At 38.3% G+C, this 20,559-nt stretch carries 17 protein-coding genes; 3 read left to right on the top strand and 14 right to left on the bottom strand.

Features of this window, described 5'->3' with window-relative positions; translation table 11 throughout:
- Positions 1-382: 382 nt before the first annotated feature.
- Positions 383-1,603 carry an N-acetylglucosamine-6-phosphate deacetylase gene (gene nagA / locus Q1B07_RS14560; protein WP_299091319.1) on the top strand — a complete coding sequence of 407 codons (1,221 nt, stop codon included), beginning with the start codon at positions 383-385 and terminating at the stop codon, positions 1,601-1,603.
- Positions 1,604-1,633: 30 nt separating this feature from the next.
- Positions 1,634-2,380, top strand: a complete 747-nt coding sequence (nagB, locus tag Q1B07_RS14555; RefSeq protein WP_299091321.1) for a glucosamine-6-phosphate deaminase — start codon at positions 1,634-1,636, stop codon at positions 2,378-2,380.
- A gap of 242 nt (positions 2,381-2,622) precedes the next feature.
- On the opposite strand, the gene Q1B07_RS14550 is transcribed toward nagB, so the two are convergent.
- The 7 genes from Q1B07_RS14550 to Q1B07_RS14520 all read right to left on the bottom strand — a co-directional run bounded on the left by Q1B07_RS14550 (position 2,623) and on the right by Q1B07_RS14520 (position 9,997).
- Positions 2,623-3,417, bottom strand: a complete 795-nt coding sequence (locus Q1B07_RS14550) for an ATP-binding cassette domain-containing protein (RefSeq protein ID WP_299091323.1) — start codon at positions 3,415-3,417, stop codon at positions 2,623-2,625.
- A complete protein-coding gene (locus Q1B07_RS14545) occupies positions 3,392-4,387 on the bottom strand; it encodes an ABC transporter permease (protein WP_299091325.1) in 996 nt (331 codons plus the stop codon). The genes Q1B07_RS14550 and Q1B07_RS14545 overlap by 26 nt, the downstream gene beginning before the upstream one ends.
- Before the next feature lie 12 nt (positions 4,388-4,399).
- Complete coding sequence (locus Q1B07_RS14540) at positions 4,400-5,407, bottom strand: ABC transporter substrate-binding protein (RefSeq protein WP_299091327.1); 1,008 nt, start codon at positions 5,405-5,407, stop codon at positions 4,400-4,402.
- 239 nt (positions 5,408-5,646) lie between these two features.
- On the bottom strand, positions 5,647-7,203 hold the full coding sequence (locus Q1B07_RS14535) for a fatty acid--CoA ligase family protein (RefSeq protein WP_299091329.1): 1,557 nt from the start codon (positions 7,201-7,203) through the stop codon (positions 5,647-5,649).
- Positions 7,204-7,408: 205 nt separating this feature from the next.
- Positions 7,409-8,128, bottom strand: coding sequence for a YebC/PmpR family DNA-binding transcriptional regulator (locus Q1B07_RS14530; RefSeq protein ID WP_299091332.1), 720 nt, complete (start codon positions 8,126-8,128; stop codon positions 7,409-7,411).
- A gap of 124 nt (positions 8,129-8,252) precedes the next feature.
- Positions 8,253-9,245, bottom strand: a complete 993-nt coding sequence (locus tag Q1B07_RS14525; RefSeq protein ID WP_299091335.1) for a lipoate--protein ligase — start codon at positions 9,243-9,245, stop codon at positions 8,253-8,255.
- Between the two features lie 14 nt (positions 9,246-9,259).
- Positions 9,260-9,997: an MBL fold metallo-hydrolase gene (locus Q1B07_RS14520; RefSeq protein WP_299091337.1), complete on the bottom strand. Its 738-nt coding sequence runs from the start codon at positions 9,995-9,997 to the stop codon at positions 9,260-9,262.
- A gap of 272 nt (positions 9,998-10,269) precedes the next feature.
- On the opposite strand from Q1B07_RS14520, the gene yhfH reads away from it, so the two are divergent.
- The gene (yhfH, locus tag Q1B07_RS14515; RefSeq protein WP_299091339.1) at positions 10,270-10,404 is read left to right on the top strand and encodes a protein YhfH; all 135 of its coding nucleotides are present in this window, start codon (positions 10,270-10,272) and stop codon (positions 10,402-10,404) included.
- 113 nt (positions 10,405-10,517) lie between these two features.
- Here yhfH and Q1B07_RS14510 read toward each other — a convergent pair whose 3' ends face one another.
- The 7 genes from Q1B07_RS14510 to hemE all read right to left on the bottom strand — a co-directional run bounded on the left by Q1B07_RS14510 (position 10,518) and on the right by hemE (position 20,290).
- Positions 10,518-11,537 (bottom strand): LacI family DNA-binding transcriptional regulator, encoded by a 1,020-nt coding sequence (locus Q1B07_RS14510; protein ID WP_299091341.1) that lies wholly within the window; start codon positions 11,535-11,537, stop codon positions 10,518-10,520.
- Positions 11,538-11,721: 184 nt separating this feature from the next.
- Positions 11,722-13,944, bottom strand: coding sequence for a YhgE/Pip domain-containing protein (locus tag Q1B07_RS14505; RefSeq protein ID WP_299091343.1), 2,223 nt, complete (start codon positions 13,942-13,944; stop codon positions 11,722-11,724).
- Positions 13,945-14,019: 75 nt separating this feature from the next.
- The gene (locus Q1B07_RS14500; RefSeq protein ID WP_299091345.1) at positions 14,020-14,592 is read right to left on the bottom strand and encodes a TetR/AcrR family transcriptional regulator; all 573 of its coding nucleotides are present in this window, start codon (positions 14,590-14,592) and stop codon (positions 14,020-14,022) included.
- 149 nt (positions 14,593-14,741) lie between these two features.
- Positions 14,742-15,758 (bottom strand): SDR family oxidoreductase, encoded by a 1,017-nt coding sequence (locus Q1B07_RS14495; protein ID WP_299091348.1) that lies wholly within the window; start codon positions 15,756-15,758, stop codon positions 14,742-14,744.
- Positions 15,759-15,900: 142 nt separating this feature from the next.
- Positions 15,901-17,967 carry an alpha-glucuronidase family glycosyl hydrolase gene (locus Q1B07_RS14490; protein ID WP_299832955.1) on the bottom strand — a complete coding sequence of 689 codons (2,067 nt, stop codon included), beginning with the start codon at positions 17,965-17,967 and terminating at the stop codon, positions 15,901-15,903.
- 279 nt (positions 17,968-18,246) lie between these two features.
- Positions 18,247-19,179, bottom strand: a complete 933-nt coding sequence (gene hemH, locus Q1B07_RS14485; protein WP_299091350.1) for a ferrochelatase — start codon at positions 19,177-19,179, stop codon at positions 18,247-18,249.
- A 58-nt stretch (positions 19,180-19,237) separates the two neighbouring features.
- On the bottom strand, positions 19,238-20,290 hold the full coding sequence (gene hemE, locus Q1B07_RS14480; RefSeq protein WP_299091351.1) for a uroporphyrinogen decarboxylase: 1,053 nt from the start codon (positions 20,288-20,290) through the stop codon (positions 19,238-19,240).
- Between the last annotated feature and the right edge of the window lie 269 nt (positions 20,291-20,559).

Below are 20,559 nucleotides of genomic sequence, written 5' to 3'. Positions count from 1 at the left end.
TTCTTTTAAAAACTTAGAAATGTAATTAATTTTTGATTAAATGCATGACCTGAGAGAAGGTATGAATAATTCAGGTTAGTAAATATTCTTACCAAAGACGTAGTAAAAAATGATGATCCAGGTAAAACTTCTATAGAATGATTATGTCTAAACCCATAAAAAAATGATGGTCGTTAATCTCTCCCTTCATCACTCTGGAAGCGTTTCACACAATTATAGTAACATCTAATTATATAGATGTCTATACCAATTTCCTTAACCAAATACAGGCAATAACTAAGTAACACGGTTTTTCAACAAAAATTCCACTAAACTGGTATAGACAACTATATAATCAAGTGCTATTCTAAAAATAAGGAAAACGAAAAAGGAGAATGTGGCCATGAGTTCATTTCATAAAGTAATTCTTCAGAACGGGACGATTTATACAGAAAATGAAGTAATCGAAAATGCTTATTTGAAAATAGACGAAGGAAAAATAACGGAATTTGGCCCAATGACTGCACTTACTGATCTGGCTAATTACAACATCATTACCATTCCTAATGGTTTTAGTTTGATCCCAGGAATGATCGATATTCATATCCATGGAGCTAACGGTGCTGATACAATGGACGGAACAAAAGAAGCACTTGATGTAATGGCAACTACCTTGCCAAAGGAAGGTACAACCAGCTTTTTAGCGACCACGATGACAGAGGATGCAGCAGCGATAGAAAAGGCACTGGAAAATGCTGGGGAATATATCACTTCACAGCAGTCAGCTGGTAACGCAGAAATTCTCGGCATTCATTTAGAAGGTCCCTTTATTCATAAAAACAAAGCAGGCGCTCAACCAATTCATCATATTTTAAATCCAGATTTAGAAACGTTTAAAAAGTGGCAAATGCTTTCTGGAAATCAAATCAAACAAGTAACACTTGCTCCTGAGTGTCCAGGAGGAAAGGAAGTTATTCAATATTTGAACAAAAATGGCATCATTGCATCGATTGCCCATTCCGATGCAACATATGATCAGGTAATAGAAGCGATTGAAAACGGGCTTAATCAAGTCACACATCTCTTTAATCAGATGACCGGCCTTCATCATCGTGACCCGGGTATTGTGGGTGCTGCATTTTTAAGAGATGAACTAATGGTAGAGCTTATAGTAGATGGAATTCATTCCCGACCCGAGGCTGTTAAACTTGCTTATAACCAAATAACAGACGAGCGAATGATCTTGATCACCGATTCAATGAGAGCAAAATGGCTTGAAAATGGAGTTTATGATTTAGGCGGACAAATGGTAACAGTAAAGGATGGCCGTGCATTATTAGATGAAAATACGTTGGCAGGCAGTGTATTAAAAATGAAGGATGCTTTTAAAAACATTCAGGTATTTACACAATGTGATATCCAAAGTGCCATCAAGATGGCTTCTGAAAATCCTGCCAAACAATTAAATGTATTTGACCGCAAAGGAAGCATTTCCGTTGGGAAAGATGCAGACATCGTTGTTCTAGATGAACAAATGGATGTTTATATGACACTATGTAAGGGGAAAGTTGCTTATTCAAAGAATTTGAAGGTTAAAACAGAATCCGAACAAGCAATTAATTAACTATATCTCAACTACAAAGGAGAGGTCATCATGAAAATAATTGAAGTAAAGAATTATCAGGAAATGAGTCAGAGAGCTGCTCAATATATGATCGAAAAAATAAAAAGCACACCAAATCTTACTCTAGGTTTAGCTACAGGCGGGACACCGCTGGGGGTTTATCAGCACTTAATAGAGGATCATAAGCAAAACGGCACATCTTATGCAGAAGTGACAAGCTTTAATTTAGATGAATATATCGGGTTAGCTAAGGATAATCCAAATAGCTATTATTCCTATATGTATGAAAATCTTTTCAAACATATTAATATTTCACCCGAGCGGACACATATTCCATCTGGAATGAATAAGGATTTACAGGCTGAATGTGAAGAATATGAAAATAAAATTGAGCAACATTTAGGAATCGATTTACAGATTTTAGGGATTGGCAGTAACGGCCATATCGGGTTTAATGAACCTGGAACATCCTTTCAAGCGAAAACACATGTTGTTGACCTGGCACAATCCACTAGAGAGGCTAATGCCCGCTTTTTTAACAGTCTCGATGAAGTTCCAACACAAGCGATCACGATGGGAATTCAAACGATTTTTAAAAGCAAGGAAATTCTTCTTTTAGTATCTGGAAAAGCTAAACAAAATGCCATGATTCAGCTTTTAACTGGGGATGTCACTGAAAGCTTCCCTGCTTCGATTTTAAAACAGCATCCGAATGCAACAATTATTGCGGATGAAGAGGCAATGTTAGGTGTAAAGGATAACAGCCTATTCAAATGAAAATTAGAAAAACAAAAGCTTATCGCCAAGTCCTAATGGCGATAGCCTTTGTTATACTTACTATCATTCATAAATCTTATACTGATAGTATAAAAAATGCCTGCCCCATAACGATTAAGTCTGGGACAGGCATTTTTACTATCCCATCTTAACGGGCAGTAAAACCATCATCTTTCAAGTTTTATGAAAAGCTAGCAACTGATTTTGGGATAACTGCCAGTAAAGATCCGATAAGTCTCGCTTTAAATAAGCAGCGCCTTATCTGATAAAGAGCTATCCGATTTTATTTTTGAGAATTCCTCTAACAAAGAATTAACGGTTAATCCTTGCTTTTCTTTCCCTTCTGCTTCAAAGACAATGCTTCCTTTGTCCATCATAATGAGTCGATTTCCTAAATCAACGGCCTGCTGCATATTATGGGTAATCATTAATGTTGTCAGATTGCCATTTTCAACAAGCTTCTTCGTTAGATTTGTAATAAGGTCGGCACGTGATGGATCAAGTGCTGCAGTGTGTTCATCCAATAGTAAAATATCGGGCTTTGTGAAGGTTGCCATCAGAAGTGAAAGAGCTTGGCGCTCACCGCCAGATAACAGTCCAACCTTAGCAGATAAGCGGTTTTCAAGTCCTAACCCTAAGAGCTCTAGCTGCTCCTTAAAATACACGCGCCGTTTTGCTGTAACACCTGGCTTTAATGTACGCTTATGAATCCGCGAATAGGCAATAGCCAGATTTTCTTCAATCGTTAATGTTGGTGACGTACCGGCCATTGGGTCCTGAAATACCCGGCCGATCGATCTTGACCGTTTATATTCAGGAACATCCAACATCGACTTCTCCTTAATAAGCACATCACCATCATCCGGAATCAGCCGCCCGGCAATGACGTTGAGCAGTGTTGATTTCCCTGCCCCATTACTTCCGATGACTGTAACAAAATCGCCTTCTTTTAATGATAATGATAGGTGATTCAATGCGACTTTTTCATCGATGGAGCCTTCATTAAACACTTTAAAAATTTGCTTTAGTTTCAACATGGCCTACACCCCGCTTTCTGCGTAAGCTTTTTTTCCGTTTATCCTTTTGCTTATTAACGATTTGCGGTATGACAAGCGCACCGATGACGATACACGCTGTAATTAGCTTCATATCTCCAGTTTCAAAAAAGTTGATTCGCAGCGCCATTGCTACGATAATACGGTAAATAATGGCACCGATGATAACTGCCAATGTTGCACGGACAATCGTCTTTACCCCAACTAATGCTTCCCCGATAATAACTGAAGCCAAGCCAATTATGATCATTCCGATCCCCATTCCAACATCACTAAAGCCACCATGCTGTGCAATAAATGCACCTGAAAAAGCAACAAGGGCATTGGATAAGCCTAAGCCGACGATTTTCAGCATATCTGTATTAGCCGAAAAGCTCGTAATCATATTTTGATTATCACCAACAGCTCTTATCGCTAAGCCTAGCTCTGTCTTCAGGAAGGAATCAAGAAGATATTTTATCACTAAAATTAGGATTAACATCGTTACGACAACTGACCATGTTTGCGGGACAAAGTTCTCTAAGCCAATCGATACGAAAAGCTCCTGAAGAGCTGCATCAATACCAAGCTTATTCCACCAGTCCAAAAGCTGTGTAAATACCGTTTCTTCTTGTAGAAGCGGTACATTCGATCTTCCCATGATTCTTAGATTGATTGAATACAAAGCAATCATCATTAAGATCCCTGATAAAAGCGGGTTAATATTTCCTTTTGTATGCAGCACACCTGTTATACAGCCTGCCAAAAAGCCGACAATTAATGCGACCAAAGTGGCCAGAAAAGGATTAACTCCATTAACAATCAAGACGGCGCTGACCGCTGCACCTGTTACAAAGCTGCCGTCAACCGTTAAATCCGGAAAGTCTAATATTCGAAATGATAAGTATACTCCAAGAGCCATGATCGCATAAATTAAGCCTGACTCTACTGATCCAAATAGGGCTGTAAACATTGCTTCTCACCTTTATTCAAGAATTTCTGCTGCTTCTTTCCATTCTTCTTTTATCTCAATTCCCATATCTTTAGCAGCCTTTGCATTAATTTGCAGCTTTAAGTTTTGTGGATATTGTACTGGGATCTCACTTACTTTTTTCTCTCCAGTTAAAATACTTGCTGCCATTTCCCCTGCTTCAAAACCGATATCGTAATAATCAAAGCCATATGCTGCAAAACCGCCGCGTTTAACTGAGTCTAACTCACCAACAAATAACGGAATATCTTTATCACTTGCAACATCAATCACACTTTCCAGCGCGGAAACTACCGTATTATCTGTAATGACATATAATGAATCTACTTTACCGACTAAAGATTCTGTTGCTTGCTTTACTTCTGCAGATGTTGAAACAGAGGCTTCGACAACCTCTAGATCAGTACCTTTCATTGCCTCCTTAACGAGATCAATTTGTGCAACAGAGTTTGACTCACCAGAGTTATAAATCATTCCAACTTTATTTCCTTCAATATTCTCGTCTATGAATTTAACTGTATTCGGAATCGCATCCGGATGTGTATCGGTTGTACCGGTAATATTCGCACCCGGCTCTTCAAAGCTTTTTACTAAGCCGCTTCCAACCGGATCTGTAACAGATGTAAAGACAATCGGAATCTCCTTTGTCGCATTTAATGCACCTTGCGCACTTGGTGTTGAGTTAGCAAAAATTAAATCTACTCCATCACCAGCAAAGTTATTGGCGATCGTTTGGTTGTTATTTTGATCGTTTTGTGCATTTTGAATATCGTATTCTACATTTAAACCTTTTTCCTCTAAAGCAGCCTGGAAGCCTTCTAAAGCTGAATCAAGTGACTGATGCTCAACAATTTGGGTCACTCCAATTTTATATGTTTTTTCACCTTCTGAACCTGAGTCACCACCAGAACCCTCTGTAGCATTGTCATTATTGCCGCAGCCTGATAATGCTAGAAAACCAGCTAGCATCATACCCATTCCTAATTTCCAACCCTTTTTCATATATTCATTCCCCTTTTTAACGTTTTTCACTTTTATGCGTTTATGCTTTTGTTGATTAAATTATACAGGAACAAGGAAATAGTTCAATATTTTTCGAATATTTTAATAACATTTTTTCTTCCAAATAATTTTGAAATCTCGTAAAAACATGTGAAAAACACAGATACAACAAGAGTGTCTGTGTTTTTTCACAAAAGTAATTTTTTACTTAATCATTTCGATATAGTTCTATTAAAATACTATTTTTGTAAAACTTGATCTTTTAAAGCTCTGCGTAATATTTTCCCTGTCGTATTTTTTGGAAGCTCCTTCAAAAACTCTATTGATTTAGGAATTTTATACTTTGCTAAATGTTCCTTACAGTAGTCAAGAAGCATTTCCTCTGTTACTTCATCATTTTTTACCACAACAAAGCATGTAACTGCTTCACCTGAATTCGGGTCTGGTACCCCAAGAACAGCTGCTTCAACGACCGCATCATGATTGTAAAGAACCTCTTCCACTTCACGAGGATAGACATTATAGCCGCCAACAATGATCATATCCTTTTTGCGATCAACAATATAAAAATAACCATCCTCATCTTTTCTTGCGAGATCACCAGTATAGAGCCAGCCATCACGAATAGTATGAGCGGTTTCCTCAGGCATTTTATAATAACCCTTCATTACATTTGGACCTTTTACGACTAATTCACCTACTTGGTTCGGCGGCAGCTCTTGTCCCAGCTCATTGACTACTTTATTTTCGACATTGACAATATTTGTTCCAATCGATCCTGGTTTCCGCGGGCGATCAAGCGGGTTGAAGCAAGTGACAGGTGATGCCTCCGATAAACCATAGCCTTCAGAAACGATTACCTTAAATTTCTGTTCAAATTCTTTAAGTAACGCAACCGGCATGGATGCTCCGCCTGAAATACATAAACGTAACGTTTTTAAATCATCTGAATTTGCTTGTTCATATTGAAGCAAAAAGTTATACATCGTTGGCACCCCGGCAAAAACAGTAGCATGATAGGTTTTAACCAATTGAAAGATAGCGGCAGGGCTAAACTTTGGCACGATTAGCATGGTAGCACCATTCATTAACGTTGCATTTAACGAAACGGTTAAGCAGAAAACATGGAACATCGGTAATGTGGTGACGACAACATCATTCTCAGATATCTTTAAATAATTGGCCGTATCAATCGCATTTCTGAATAAATTTTTATGTGTGAGCATGGCCCCCTTTGGCTTTCCGGTCGTACCTGATGTATAAAGGATGACGGCGACATCTTCTTCATCAATTTCCGGCCCCGAATAATGGATCGAACCAGTTGACAATAACGTTGCGAACGTTTTCATTTTAGTGGTTATAGATCGATTTGGACCAGCTACCTCACCTGTGTGCTGAGATGGCGTTGTTTCACAGACGATGAAATGTTCAACCATCGGCAGGTGTTCATCAAGGCTAGAAAATAATGGAATAAGCAAATCTGCTATTATAACGATTTTTACATCGCCATTATTGATCATATATTTGATCTCATTCGGTGTGTAGATAGGATTTATCGGTATAACTGTCGCACCTGCTCGCAAAGCCCCATATAAAGAAATAATATAATGTGGTGAGTTCCCTAAAACGACTGCTATATGATCCCCTTTATTTACGCCTAAATCATGCAAGCTGCTTGCAAATTGATTAATGGCTACATCAAGCTGCGAATAGGACGTTTCTTTACCCTCGTAAATAAACGCAGGTTTGTTACCAAACGCTTTTACCGTTTGTGATAACCGTGATGATAAATTCATTCTCTTCCACCCCTTCGATAAAATGAATGAATAACCATTCATTTTCCTGATTAAAAAACCCCTACTTTTCATTATATGGAATGTTTAAGGAAGAGACAATCTCTGGGAAGGATTCCAGTTGCATGCGATAGAAATTTCTTTTCATTTCTAAATCAATGAAAGGGCCTAACCTCGCTATGGAAGCAAGAGGCCAGACCCTTACCTATTATTCACTTAAATCAACATTGTGGTACACTTGTCTAACATCTTCTAAATCTTCCAATGCATCGATCATTTTCTCAAATTGTGCCTTCGCATCTTCTGGAAGTGTCACGTCATTTTGCGCCAGCATGGTTAATTCTGCGACGGTAAATTCAGTTATGCCGCTATTTTTGAATGCTTCTTGAACGGCATGGAATTGATCAGGTTCAGCATAAACAATGACCTGATCTTCTTCTGCTAGAATATCACGAACTTCTACATCTGCTTCCATTAATAGCTCAAGAACTTCTTCTTCTGATTTGCCTTCAACGCCGATTACTGCTGTGGCATCAAACATATAGGATACCGAACCGCTTACACCCATGTTACCGCCGTTCTTGCCGAATGCAGCACGCACCTCTGATGCGGTACGGTTAACATTATTGGTCAGCGCATCTACAATCACCATTGATCCGTTTGGTCCAAAGCCTTCATAACGAAGCTCATCATAGTTTTCCTCTGCTCCGCCCTTTGCTTTTTCAATCGCACGGTCAATAATTGTTTTAGGTACACTGTATGTTTTCGCGCGTTCGAGAACAATTTTTAACGCTTGATTTGATTCAGGATCTGGTTCACCTTGCTTTGCGGCTACATATATTTCACGTCCAAACTTTGCATAAATACGACTTGTATTCGCATCCTTTGAAGCTTTCTTTTCTTTAATATTGTTCCACTTACGGCCCATCATGAACACTCTCTTTCTACTTTGAATCTAAATTTAAAAGTTTCTATTACTATGTTCTATTATACCTTAAACACTAGGTAAATGGATAACCTTCATTGTTCATTTCAATTCAAAAGGCAGCTTATTAATAAATAAGCTGCAGAAAATCTGTTTTTTCAATATTTCCAAAGTATTTCTTTACATCTATTTCTTGCAGCGCTTTTTCCAAATCCGACCTATCATACCTCGTACCTATTAAAACCTGTTCTATCTCTGTTACATCGCCAACGCCAAAAAAGTCTCCATAAATCTTACAATTTTCGATCATACCTTTTTGCACTTCTAACCGTACATCAATCTGTCCAATAGGGAATCGGTGTGAATGTTGATAGTTAAATTTAGGGGATTTCCCATAGTTCCAACCCCAATTTTGATAGCGTTCTTTAGAGATCTCATTGATTTTCTTCCAATCTTCATCGGTTAAATCATATGATGGAATTTGATCTGCTCCATTAAAAATATACCGCAGCAAAAGCTCTCTAAAATGTTCAATCGTAATTTTCTCTTCTAAATACTCACTTATATTGGCGACCCTGCTTCTAATTGACTTTATTCCTTTTGATTCGATTTTATCCTTTTTTACTTTTAATGCTGAAACTACACTATCGATTTCCGAATCAAATAATAATGTCCCATGAGAAAACATACGCCCGCGTGTGGAAAATTGCGCATTTCCAGAAATCTTTCGCCCATCGCTTGCGATAATGTCATTCCGGCCGCTCATTTCTGCTTTCACCCCCAGCTTTTCAAGGGCTTGAACAACAGGTTCGGTAAACTTTTTGAAATTATGAAAGCTATCACCATCATCTTTTGTTATAAAGCTGAAATTCAAATTCCCTTTATCATGGTAAACGGCACCGCCGCCGGAAAGCCTTCTAACAACATGGATCTTATGTTCTTCAACATATGATGTATTAATTTCTTCAATTGTATTTTGATTTTTCCCGATAATAATCGATGGTTCATTTATGTAAAACAATAAATAGGTTTCATTAGGATCTAAATGTTTAACCGCATACTCTTCAATGGCTAAATTTATTCTTGGGTCTGTCATCCCGTTATTATCGATAAACAGCATATCCATTCCTCCATTTAATAATTGCTCCATTCAAGACCGGTACTTGCCAAGATAACCTGTCCAGTAAATAGCTCGCGAGCTTCCTTTACTAAATTCTCATGATCACCAAAATGCGGCAAATGTGTTAATAAAAGCTGCTTTACACCAGCACCTTGAGCGATCGCTGCTGCTTCTCTGCAATTCATATGACCTGCACTTGTTCCATCTTGGTTGCCATAATAGCTCGATTCTGCGAGCAAAAGATCTGCTCCTATCGAAAACGGAATGAAGTCTTCCTTAAAGCTTGTATCGGCTGTATAAACAATCGTCGATTGCTTGTCAGTGATCCTCATGGCAAAACAAGGAGCAGGGTGAACGGTCTGTAAAAAGGTAATCTCAAATGGCCCGATCGTTAATGACTGATTACCATCATACGGTATACCAATTGTTGCATCTTTATAGGTAAGCTTAGCAAAGCCTGCTTGATCTAAAGTATGAGCATAAATTGGGATGGTTTTTTTTGAGCCTTTAATAAATGATGTTACATAACTTGCATATTGCAATGGTCCGATATCTGCTATATGGTCATAATGATAATGAGATAGAATCACAGCGTCCAGTTCATCTATGGCAATAGTCTCCTGGAGTTTTGACAAAACAGCACTTCCGCAATCCATTAACAATCGAAACCCATTTGCTTCAAGCAAATAGCCTGAGGTTGCTTCATTCGGTCCCGGAAATCCGCCCCAGTAACCAATCACCTTTAGTTTCATCTGCTCATCAACCTTTCGTTTCCCATTTATTTTACTATTCAATATTCTCATTATACTAAAGGGCTAACACGAATTCACGTTTACTGGCTTTGCTTCCAAATCCTCTCAACGAGTTCTTTAGATGACCTTTGGGTATAAGCACATTTTTCATAATCCTTGCGAATTTCATCACAAAAAAGGTCTTTTCAGCGAAAATTGTTACAAAACAGTTATTGACACAACAAAACTGTTATAATACAATTAAAGCAACAAATGACAACGGAGGGATTCAAATGATCATGAAAATAACTGAATTTTTCAGAAATTTACCAAAAAAACAATGCAAAGAGTGTGGCCAGGATATTGAGGAACAGCATGAATGCTATGGCAACACATGCAATGAGTGTCTTCATGTAACAGATATATAAGTAATGGCTTCTGCAATCATTCTGTACTAATACACATCCACCATTCTCCATACAAAAAGGATGACGAATCACTCGCCATCCTTTTTGTGTTTTTAGCTATTAAAGCCTTCTATTTAAGATGTCGCAACTAGCTTCCTTTTCATCATGGTTGATTCCCTTACAGCCAGCTGTGAAGAAAACTCATGCTTTTCGTAAGAGCGGTACTGTTTTTTATGTATTTTATCATAAATAACGTCCATTGATTTCAAGGCCATTTCCTGAACAGGCTGTATCACTGTCGTAATCTGCGGATCTAATATCTCAGTAATTTCCATGTTATCAAAACCAACTACAGCTAGATCCCCTGGTATGCTCCACCCATGTCTTTTTGCTTCAGAAACAACACCTGCTGCAACTGCATCTCCTCCAGTAAAAATAGCTGTCGGTGAAGTTTTCATGCTTGCGATTCTTTTAAAAATTTGTCTTCCATCCTCAACACTTAAAGCTTGTTGAAAGTGAAATTTTTCATCAAAATAACAGCCTGCCTCTGCTAAAGCCTGTTTAAATCCATGTTCCCTTGCCTTCATTCCCTCACTTACCATTCCGTTTGAACAATAAGCGATATGTCTATGACCCCTTTCAAGCAAATGGTTGGCAATTGAATAGCCGCTATATGCTTGATCCATATACACCATCGGAATTTGCGCATTCTCCACGATTTCATTGCAAAGAACAATTGGACCATAGTTTAAATAAGCATCGACAACCGGCCAGTCATTTTCAACCGACGTCATAATAACGCCATCAACCTGCCTCGTTTTGAGTAGATTCAAATAATTTCGTTCTTTCTGTTTTGAGAATTGTGTTTGGCAAATAATTAACTGATAGCCTTTTGCAGAAGCAGCCATTTCTAGTTTTTCAATTAATTGGCTAAAAAATGGTGTGGATATTTTCGGAATTAAGACAGCGATAATGCCTGTTTTCTGATTTCTTAAGCTTCTCGCAGCAGAGTTTGGAACATACCCCAATTGCTCCATCGCCTGCTGGACAAGCTTCTTTTTCGTATCGGAAACATAAGGATGATCATTTAACACACGTGAAACAGTTGTCCTAGATAATCCCGCTAGTTTCGCGACATCTTCTATGGTAGACAAATTTCTCCCTCCCCATGGCTCTATGTTGCCCACCTTGTTTGACGTCTGAAAACGTTTTCATATATAAGTATATGAAAATATTATTTATTTTTCAACCATTTTTTATAAGAAATCTACCTTTTTTTATGACATTTCGGGATTTACTAGAAAGAGAGGCTGTTTCTAGCCCCTCTTTTCTAATAGACTAAGCAGAAACCTCGTTCAGTGCCCGCTTTTCCTTTTTCAATTTCATTGTAAAGTAGAGAATTGTACCTGCTATTGCCATGACAAAATATCCTGATAATACAAGTGCTTGTGACCACATATAATCAAAATTGCCGCTAGAAATAATCGCTTTAAAGCCGGCAACAGAATAGGTCATTGGCAGCCATTGATTAATTTTTTGAAATCCTTCTGGAATTAACTCAAGCGGAAACGTTCCTGCACTTGTTGTTAATTGTAGGATTAACAGGATGATTGCCATGAATCTGCCTGGATCGGCCATCGTTGTTACCAATAATTGAACAATCGATATAAAGGTTAAGCTTGTTACTATGCTGAATAGGATAAATAAACCAACATTTTTTACTTCTAATCCTAAACCATATAAAAGGACAAGATCTGCTAGAATCGCTTGAATGACGGCTACAAAAAACAGCACACTAAATTTGCTGGCAAACCAAGCGAACCCAGATTTTGGTGTTCCAGATGTTTTTCGTAACGGAAACACAACGGTTACTAACAGTGTTCCAACAAACAAAGCAAGTGATAGGAAATATGGTGCAAGACCTGTTCCATAGTTTGGAACCTCGTTTACTTCCTCTGTGTGTAAATCAACCGGATCTGCAACCATATCATAGACCTTATCAGATCCTTTTACATCCTCTGTTTCATCTGTTGCTTCTTTTAGTTTTGTTGAAAGGACAGTTGTTCCATCCGAAAGCTGTGATAATCCGTCATCTAATTGATCAGCGCCATTTGCCAGCTTTTTAGATCCATCTTCTAATGCGATCGAACCATCAGCTAACTGACCAATTCCTTGCTCCAGGGCAGATCCCCCATTTACTAATTGTTCAGTTCCAGATTTTGCTTCAGTTAGCTTGTCACCGAATACATGTAAACCTTCTGTTAAAGACGATTGACCTTGGTTCACTTGAACTGCTCCATGATAAAGCTTTTCCTGTCCTGCAGTTAGCTGATTTATGGCAGCTTCCACGGAAGCAGTTCCTTCATATAGTTTTTCAGCATTAGCCGGTAATGCTGCCACATTTTTGTTAAGCTCACCCGCACCTGCCGCTAACTGATTAAGGTTAGTTGATAGCTGTTTTCCACCTTGATCTAAACTGTTTAGTGCTTCCGCTAATGCTAAAAGCTCCTGTTGTTTTTCTTCAGGTAAAGGCATTCCTTGCAGATCGGAAATCACCTTATTAACCCCAGCAGTCACCTGTGATAAATTTTGTGATAAATCCGCTGCTCCATCACGAGCAGCAGTGCTTCCATCTGCAAGCTGTTTAGTGCCTTCCACCAGGTTCGGAGCACTATTTTTTAAGGCTCCAGCCCCCTTTGTCAAGCTTGGAAGATTATTTTGCAATTCCTTCATGCCTGTTAATGAATCATTTAATCCTGCTACTAATTGTGAAGACCCCGATTCCAGTTTGGCAGATCCGTCATATAATTCCTTCTGCCCCTGTTTCATGGCAGCTAAACCACTATCTAATTCACTTACCCCCTCTACAAGCTTCGTTGACCCTGATGAGGCGTCCTGTAACCCATCTTTAAAAGTAAGTGATTTCGTTACAAGCTGATGGAGATTTTCTGAAAGTTTGCTTGAGCCTTCCTTTAGCTCGCCAGTACCATCGTTAATTTTTTCGGCACCTTCGCTTGCATCTCCAATTCCGTCTGCCATTAGCTCAATATTATCAAAAATCGTTTCTGCATAAGTTTTCGTTATTGTATTAGCGACCTCTTCTTTAATTTTTGCAACAGCACTTTCACCGATTTGTCCGGAAATAAAGTTATTCCCTTTATTTGTGATAAACGTAAGCTCTAAGTGCTCCGGTTCGTTGCTTTGTAATGTTGTCGCATTGCTTGAAAAGTTTTTTGGAATTTCAATGACCATATAATAGTCTAGTTGTTCAAGACCTTCTTCTGCTTTTTGCTGATCGACAAAATGCCACTCAAACTTCCTGTTTTCTTTTAAATGATCAACTAATTCATTCCCTACATCCAGCTCTTTTCCCTCATAGGTGGTGCCAGTGTCATTGTTGACAACCGCAACAGGCAGCTGATCAAGCTTTCCATATGGATCCCAAAAGGCACCAAGGTAGCCGCCGCTATACATTAGCGGAATAAAAAGAACCCCGATGACAGCGATCAAAACTTTTTTATTTTTAAATAATGCCTTCCATTCTTGTTTGATTAATGACAATTTCCTTCAACCTCCTGTATATCTAAATGACCGTTTTGTTCATTTGGTCATAATATGACAAAAAAGTGAGGATTATCAAATTGATAATCCCTTTAACAAATACTGATCAAATACTTCAGCAATTTTTTCTTTTTCGAGCGGTTCATGATGTTTTTCCCAATCAAAAATTAATGAGATATAGAGCTTTAGTAAAATAAAAGCGGTCAGCTCCGGGTCACATGGTTTGATCTCTTTATTTTCAATTGCCACAATGATTTTTTGCTTAATATAATTCAAAATCATCTGTTCAACCTTTTTAACACCTTCATTCACAGTAGGTGTTCCAAGCTCATTACTTTCCTGAAAAAGCTTGATCGTTAATTGATGTGTTTTTCGAAATTCCAAAATACTGTATAACGCTCTGTGGACATTTTCTAAAAATGACCTATTGGGATCAAACGCATTCTCTGCAGCTTCCTTCATATCCGCCAGCAGATCATCAATGATTTCAGAGAATAGTTCTTCCTTATTTTTATAAAACGTATAGATCGTTCCTTTTCCGACGTTTGCAAGCTTTGAGACTTGATCCATTGTTGTTGCTTTATATCCAAATTGGGTAAAGGATCTTGTTGCGGCCTCCAGAATTAGCTGCTTTCGATTGATGCCCAAGCTATTCACTCCTATTACTAGAATGACCAAATGAACAAATCGGTCAGTTTTTATATTGTTACTATAACATTTGGTTTAATTGATTTCAATAGCTGGTTTGGGAGACTGTCTTTTAATACAGCATCTCTCTTATCTACCTATCTTTAAACCTATTCATTTATCGCTTTTAACGCACCCTGTAAGGCATCAATAACCCGATCACACCAAAGGTCGAATTCCTTATCTTCTGTTTGAAGCTCTGGGTTAGCTAATATGTTTTCAATCGTTTGCTTAATTCCTTGGTCAACTCGGGTTGTTGCAACAAAATCTGGAACAAGTCGTTTTAGCTTTGAATTATCGAATACAACGGTATTCGCCTTATCTCCTAATAATCCGCCTCTGTAATCCTCTTTACTGCATGCGGCTAAAAATTCGGATGGAACATGGACAGCATTAAGTTTTACGCCAAGGGCATCGGCAATTATTTCGTAAATTTGATTCCAGGTAACGCTTTCATCTGAGGTAATGTGAACAGCTTCTCCAATCGCATGAATATTGCCCATTAAACCGATAAAGCCTTTAGCAAAATCACGATTATGTGTCAACGTCCATAAGGATGTACCATCCCCATGAATAATCACAGGTTTGTTCTCTAACATCCGCTTAGCAACCTGCCAGGATCCCTTTCTTCCATGTACACCAAGCGGAATGGAACGTTCATCATAGGTGTGGCTTGGCCTTACAATTGTTATAGGGAAGCCAGTCTCACGATATTGTTTCACCAAATACTCTTCACAGGCAATTTTATTGCGGGAATACTGCCAATATGGATTTGCCAAAGGCGTTCCTTCTGTAATTCGATAATCTGACAAAGGTGTTTGATACGCGGAAGCAGAGCTTATAAAAATAAATTGCTTCGTTTTGTCGTTAAATAAACGATAATCTCTTTCCAACTGAGCTGGTTCAAACGCGATGAAATCTGCTACAACATCAAACTCTAAATCTTCGATAAGTTTAGCTACATGCTGTTCATCGTTAATATCAGCTTGAATCAAGTTGACAGATGCAGGCAAGTGCTTCGTTCGATTTCCTCTATTAATAAGGTAAAGTTCGCAGCCTTTTTCTGCTAGTTGATTTGTAATTGCTGAGCTAATTGTTCCAGTTCCACCAATAAATAACGCTTTCATACTTTTTAACCTCCGCCAGTATTTTTTTCTTTACATACCCTAAATCCTCGATAATGGCCACCTGCAAACGCCTTTAGTGCAGCATGTCCAATACAAGCATCCGTTTCACTCATGAGTATTTAACTGGATGACTTTGGACGCCTTATTTATATATTAATCTATTTTTTTCGTCCTCAATACCCGATTTTCTATAAAAATACGTATTGATTTGATCACGCCATTCTTTAGCACTTCTAAGCTGCTCACTAAAACGGTCCAGTACGTTATGAAATGCCTTTGGAGAAATCTCACCTTCTAGTTGCTTCCATAATTCCATGTATTTCTCAACTTCTTCCACACCTTCAAAATGAGTGTCATAAATATGCTGAATTACCGTTTTTCCTGATTGTAGTCGATGTGTATAGGAAACATAGTGGAAGAATAATAGTAACTCATCTGGACATGTTTCTACGTTTTCATAAATTTCTGTGTTCTCAGGGAAATATTGACCTGTATAGCCTGTTCCATCTTTTACTGTTCGATTGACACCAATGCCATTGCGATCGGCAAAGTGATACGTTCCCCATACCGAATATTCATACCCATCGACATTTGGCCCATAATGATGTCCTGGATTCACCATAAACCCAATCCCTAACGGAGCCGTATATTTTTCGTATGTCAGCCAAGATCCCATTAGTATTGTATAAATATGTGTAAACACTTTCTCCTCTTTACCAAAGGTCAATTCAATCCATTCTTTGGCAATTTCTTCTGACGTTAAATCAGGATTCCAAATTAACCGGCCATAGCCATATAAATTTGCTTGGGATAAAGTATGTCCTGTCCAATTATCGTCATCACCAATATTCGATACCGCTGCTACTCCTGCCAATTCTCTCTCATATAAGGAGCCATCAACAATTGATTTAATTTTTGAGTTCTCCCCTTTTGCATATGTATCAAATTCAAAAACTTCCTTCCATTGAGGGACAAGGAAACAAACATGCTTTTGTTGACCTGTATACTCTTGGGTGATTTGAAATTCCATCACGTGATTCGTCTTTTCTATTGCTCCTAATAAAGGAGAAACAGGCTCTCGTACTTGAAAATCGATTGGACCATTTTTTATTTGCAGAATAACATTATCTAGGAACTTTCCGTCTAATGGTTTGAAATGATCATATGCCGCTCTTGCACGATCTGTACTTCGATCACGCCAATCTTGTAAGCAATTGTAGACAAAGCATCTCCAAATCACAACTCCGCCAAATGGTTTCAATGCCTCAGCTAAAACATTTGCCCCATCCGCATGATTTCTTCCATACGTAAACGGTCCTGGCCGATGTTCCGAATCCGCCTTCACCACAAATCCGCCGAAATCAGGAATATACTGATAAATTTCTGCCGCTTTCGTTTTCCACCATTCCTGCACTTGCGGATCTAAAGGATCTGCGGTACTTAATCCTCCTAACTGAATAGGACTTGAATAATTAATACTTAAGAATAGTTGAATTCCATAGGCACGAAAAATATCAGCTATTTCAGCGACTTCTGGTAAAAACTCTTTTTCAATTATTTTCGTTTCTATTTGATGAACATTAACATTATTAATAGAGATTGCATTAATCCCCACTGAAGCCAAAAGCCTTGCATAATCTCTTATTCTCGTTTTATCTTCTACTATTTTTTTATCAGCATAGAATATTGACTTTCCAGCATAGCCCCTCTCCACACTGCCCATCGCATTTGTTTCATCCATATTATCCCATTGGTTAATCATTCTTATTTTATTTCTCGGGTTTTCACTAATAGATAGGCTGTTTAGATCTGCTCCTCTTTGGATTAATCTGAAGAAATGATACATTCCATATAAAAGGCCTTTATCATTGGAAGCGATAACATAAATTGTTTGATGAATTGTTTTAATGGCATAGCCTTCATCATTCATCACATTTGAAAACTGGTTTCTTATCTCACCGCAATCGTCCAATGTAGAGAAAACGATTTGACAATCTGGTGTTTTCTTTTCATTAAGTCTAATCTCTCTTTTAAAAGTATGAGTAAAGGTAGAAACGATTTCACTTTTCACTGTATTTAATATAGGAGAATCACCTATTACTGCCACATCATTAATTGATTGGATAAACTCCTTATTAAACTCTCCTTCAGCTCTTGGTAGCCAGCATAGATCAGCTTGTCGTTCAGACGTATTCATTACTCCCATCATATTCTCTCCCTTGTCTAATTATTTCGGCTTTTAACCAAACGAGCTTACACCCCATATAGTAAGCCCTTTCATTTTTTGCAAGAAACTATGTACAAAATCTTTGTGAAAATTTACATATAAATATAATAGCAATCTGGTTATGCACCTACACACAAAAAGTGTATACTAGTATGGTAGATTAGTTTATTTTATCTCATTTTTATCGAATATTCAACTTATTTCTACTGCATCGTCGAATAAACAACCAAAAAACGAGCTTGCTTCCAAGCTCGCTTTCCGCTAATTCACTTCATTCAAATGCTTTAAAACAACCGTCCCAAGACAATCAATAAACTCCTGCTTTGCATTTGGCATTTCCGGACGATAATAGTGAGCGCCTAGCTCATCTGTCACAACCTTGCACTCATAATCATTGTCATAGAGTACTTCCAGGTGATCTGCGACAAAGCCGACAGGAATATAAACAAATGTTTTGTATCCTTCTTTATATAAATCCCTAGTCAAATCCTGGACATCTGGTCCTAACCATGGCTCCGGCGTATTTCCGGCACTTTGCCAGCCAATGACATAATTCTTTACGCCTGCTGCTTCTGCAATTAAGTCAGCCGTTTCCTGTAACTGCTGTGGGTATGGGTCGCCATGTGCCGTGATTTTTTCCGGAAGACTATGTGCAGACACAATGAGTACAGCAGCTTCTCTTTCCTCAGCTGACATGCTTTCATATGTACCTTTTACACGATCAGCCCAGTAGGTAATGAATTTTGGCTCTGTATACCAGCTTTCAACAGACGTTATGTTGACGCCATGCTTGTCTGCCTCTTCTTTTGCCCGTCCATTATATGACTTGACACTGAAGGTTGAGAAATGAGGCGCTAATACGATGCTTACCGCTTCCGTAATCCCGTCCACATGCATTTGCTGAACCGCATCCTCGATAAATGGTTCAATATGCTTTAAGCCAATATAGAGCTTAAATTCAATCTCATCCTGTACACGATTTAAGTGCTCCTCCAGCTTTTCACCTTGCTCCACCGTAATTTTGGCCAATGGAGAAATTCCGCCGATTGCTTCATATCGTTCTTTTAAATCCTGAAGCATTTCCGGAGCAGGCTTACGGCCATGTCGGATATGTGTATAGTAACGTTCAATATCTTCTTCTTTGTATGGGGTCCCATATGCCATGACTAATAACCCCATTTTTTTCTTAGTCAAAATGATTCACCTCTAGTTCATTTCTAAATTTCTCGTTGTTCTTTATTAAAAAAGCAGATTAAGCGTTCACTTTTACTTTTCTTGAATAATGGTGAATAAAAGTAGTCAACTTCTTCAGATTTTCCGGATTTACCTCAGGAAATACACCGTGTCCAAGATTAAAGATATAACCATCCGTTTGCATTCCTTGGTCCAAAATTTGCTTTGCTCTTTCTTCAATAACTTCCCATGGAGAGAGCAAAATTGCAGGATCAAGATTTCCTTGGAGTGTTTTTGTTAGTCCCATCGAACGAGCTTCCTGGATCTGAAGTCTCCAGTCAAGACCAACAACATCCAAAGGAAGATCATGCCATTCTTTGGCTAAATGACTTGCTCCGACACCGAACATGATTAATGGAACATTCTCTGATTTAAGCTCACTAAAAATCCGTTCCATCGTTGGCTTAATATAATAGCGATAATCTGCCACATTAAGGGCGCCAACCCATGAGTCAAAAATTTGAATCGCTTTTGTCCCTGCTTTAATTTGCGCCTTTACATAGGTAACGCTCATATCAGCAAGCTTATCCATTAAAGCGAACCATGCCTTCGGTTCTGCATACATAAATGCTTTTGTCTTGTTATAATTTCTAGAAGGACCTCCCTCGATCATATAGCTGGCCAGTGTAAAGGGTGCTCCCGTAAATCCGATTAACGGTACCTCAAGCTGTTCTTGAGTAAGCAGCTTAATCGTCTCTAATACATATGCAACATCTGTTTCAGGATCAATTTCCCCTAGCTTTTCAACATCACTAAGAGAACGAATAGGGTTATCAATGACCGGCCCGATTCCTGACTTTATTTCAACATTCACGCCGATTGCCGGGAGTGGAGTCATTATATCTTTATAAAGAATCGCAGCATCAACATCATACTGTTCCACAGGCAATCTTGTTACATATGCACATAATTCAGGCTGATGTGTGATTTCAAAAAGGCTGTATTTTTCTTTTATTGCACGGTATTCAGGCTGTGATCGCCCAGCTTGTCTCATATACCAAACCGGAACATAGTCCGTTTTTTCACCGCGACAAGCTTTTAAAAACGTATCATTTATTTTTTTTTCAGCCATCCAAAAAGCCACCTTTCTATCCTAAGAAGGGAAATCCCTTTTGTTAAATAATAATAATTATAATCTGATATTAATTCTACATTAAAACCTCAACACTTACAACTATAACGTTTTCAAACCATGTTGTATAGTTATGATGAGGAAATGTCGAAAAAAAGTCGAATTACGAATTATGCTTCTACAAAAGAAAACCCATCTTAACGATGATGACCCGTTAGATGGATGTTTCTCTTCAAAAGGTAAGAAAATTATAACCTAGTTTTTTGTGT

This window comes from uncultured Metabacillus sp. (genome assembly GCF_947503125.1).
Taxonomy (GTDB): Bacteria; Bacillota; Bacilli; order Bacillales; family Bacillaceae; genus Metabacillus.
The sequence above is the reverse complement of the archived record's forward strand: the minus strand, read 5'-3'. Positions and strand labels throughout refer to the sequence as shown.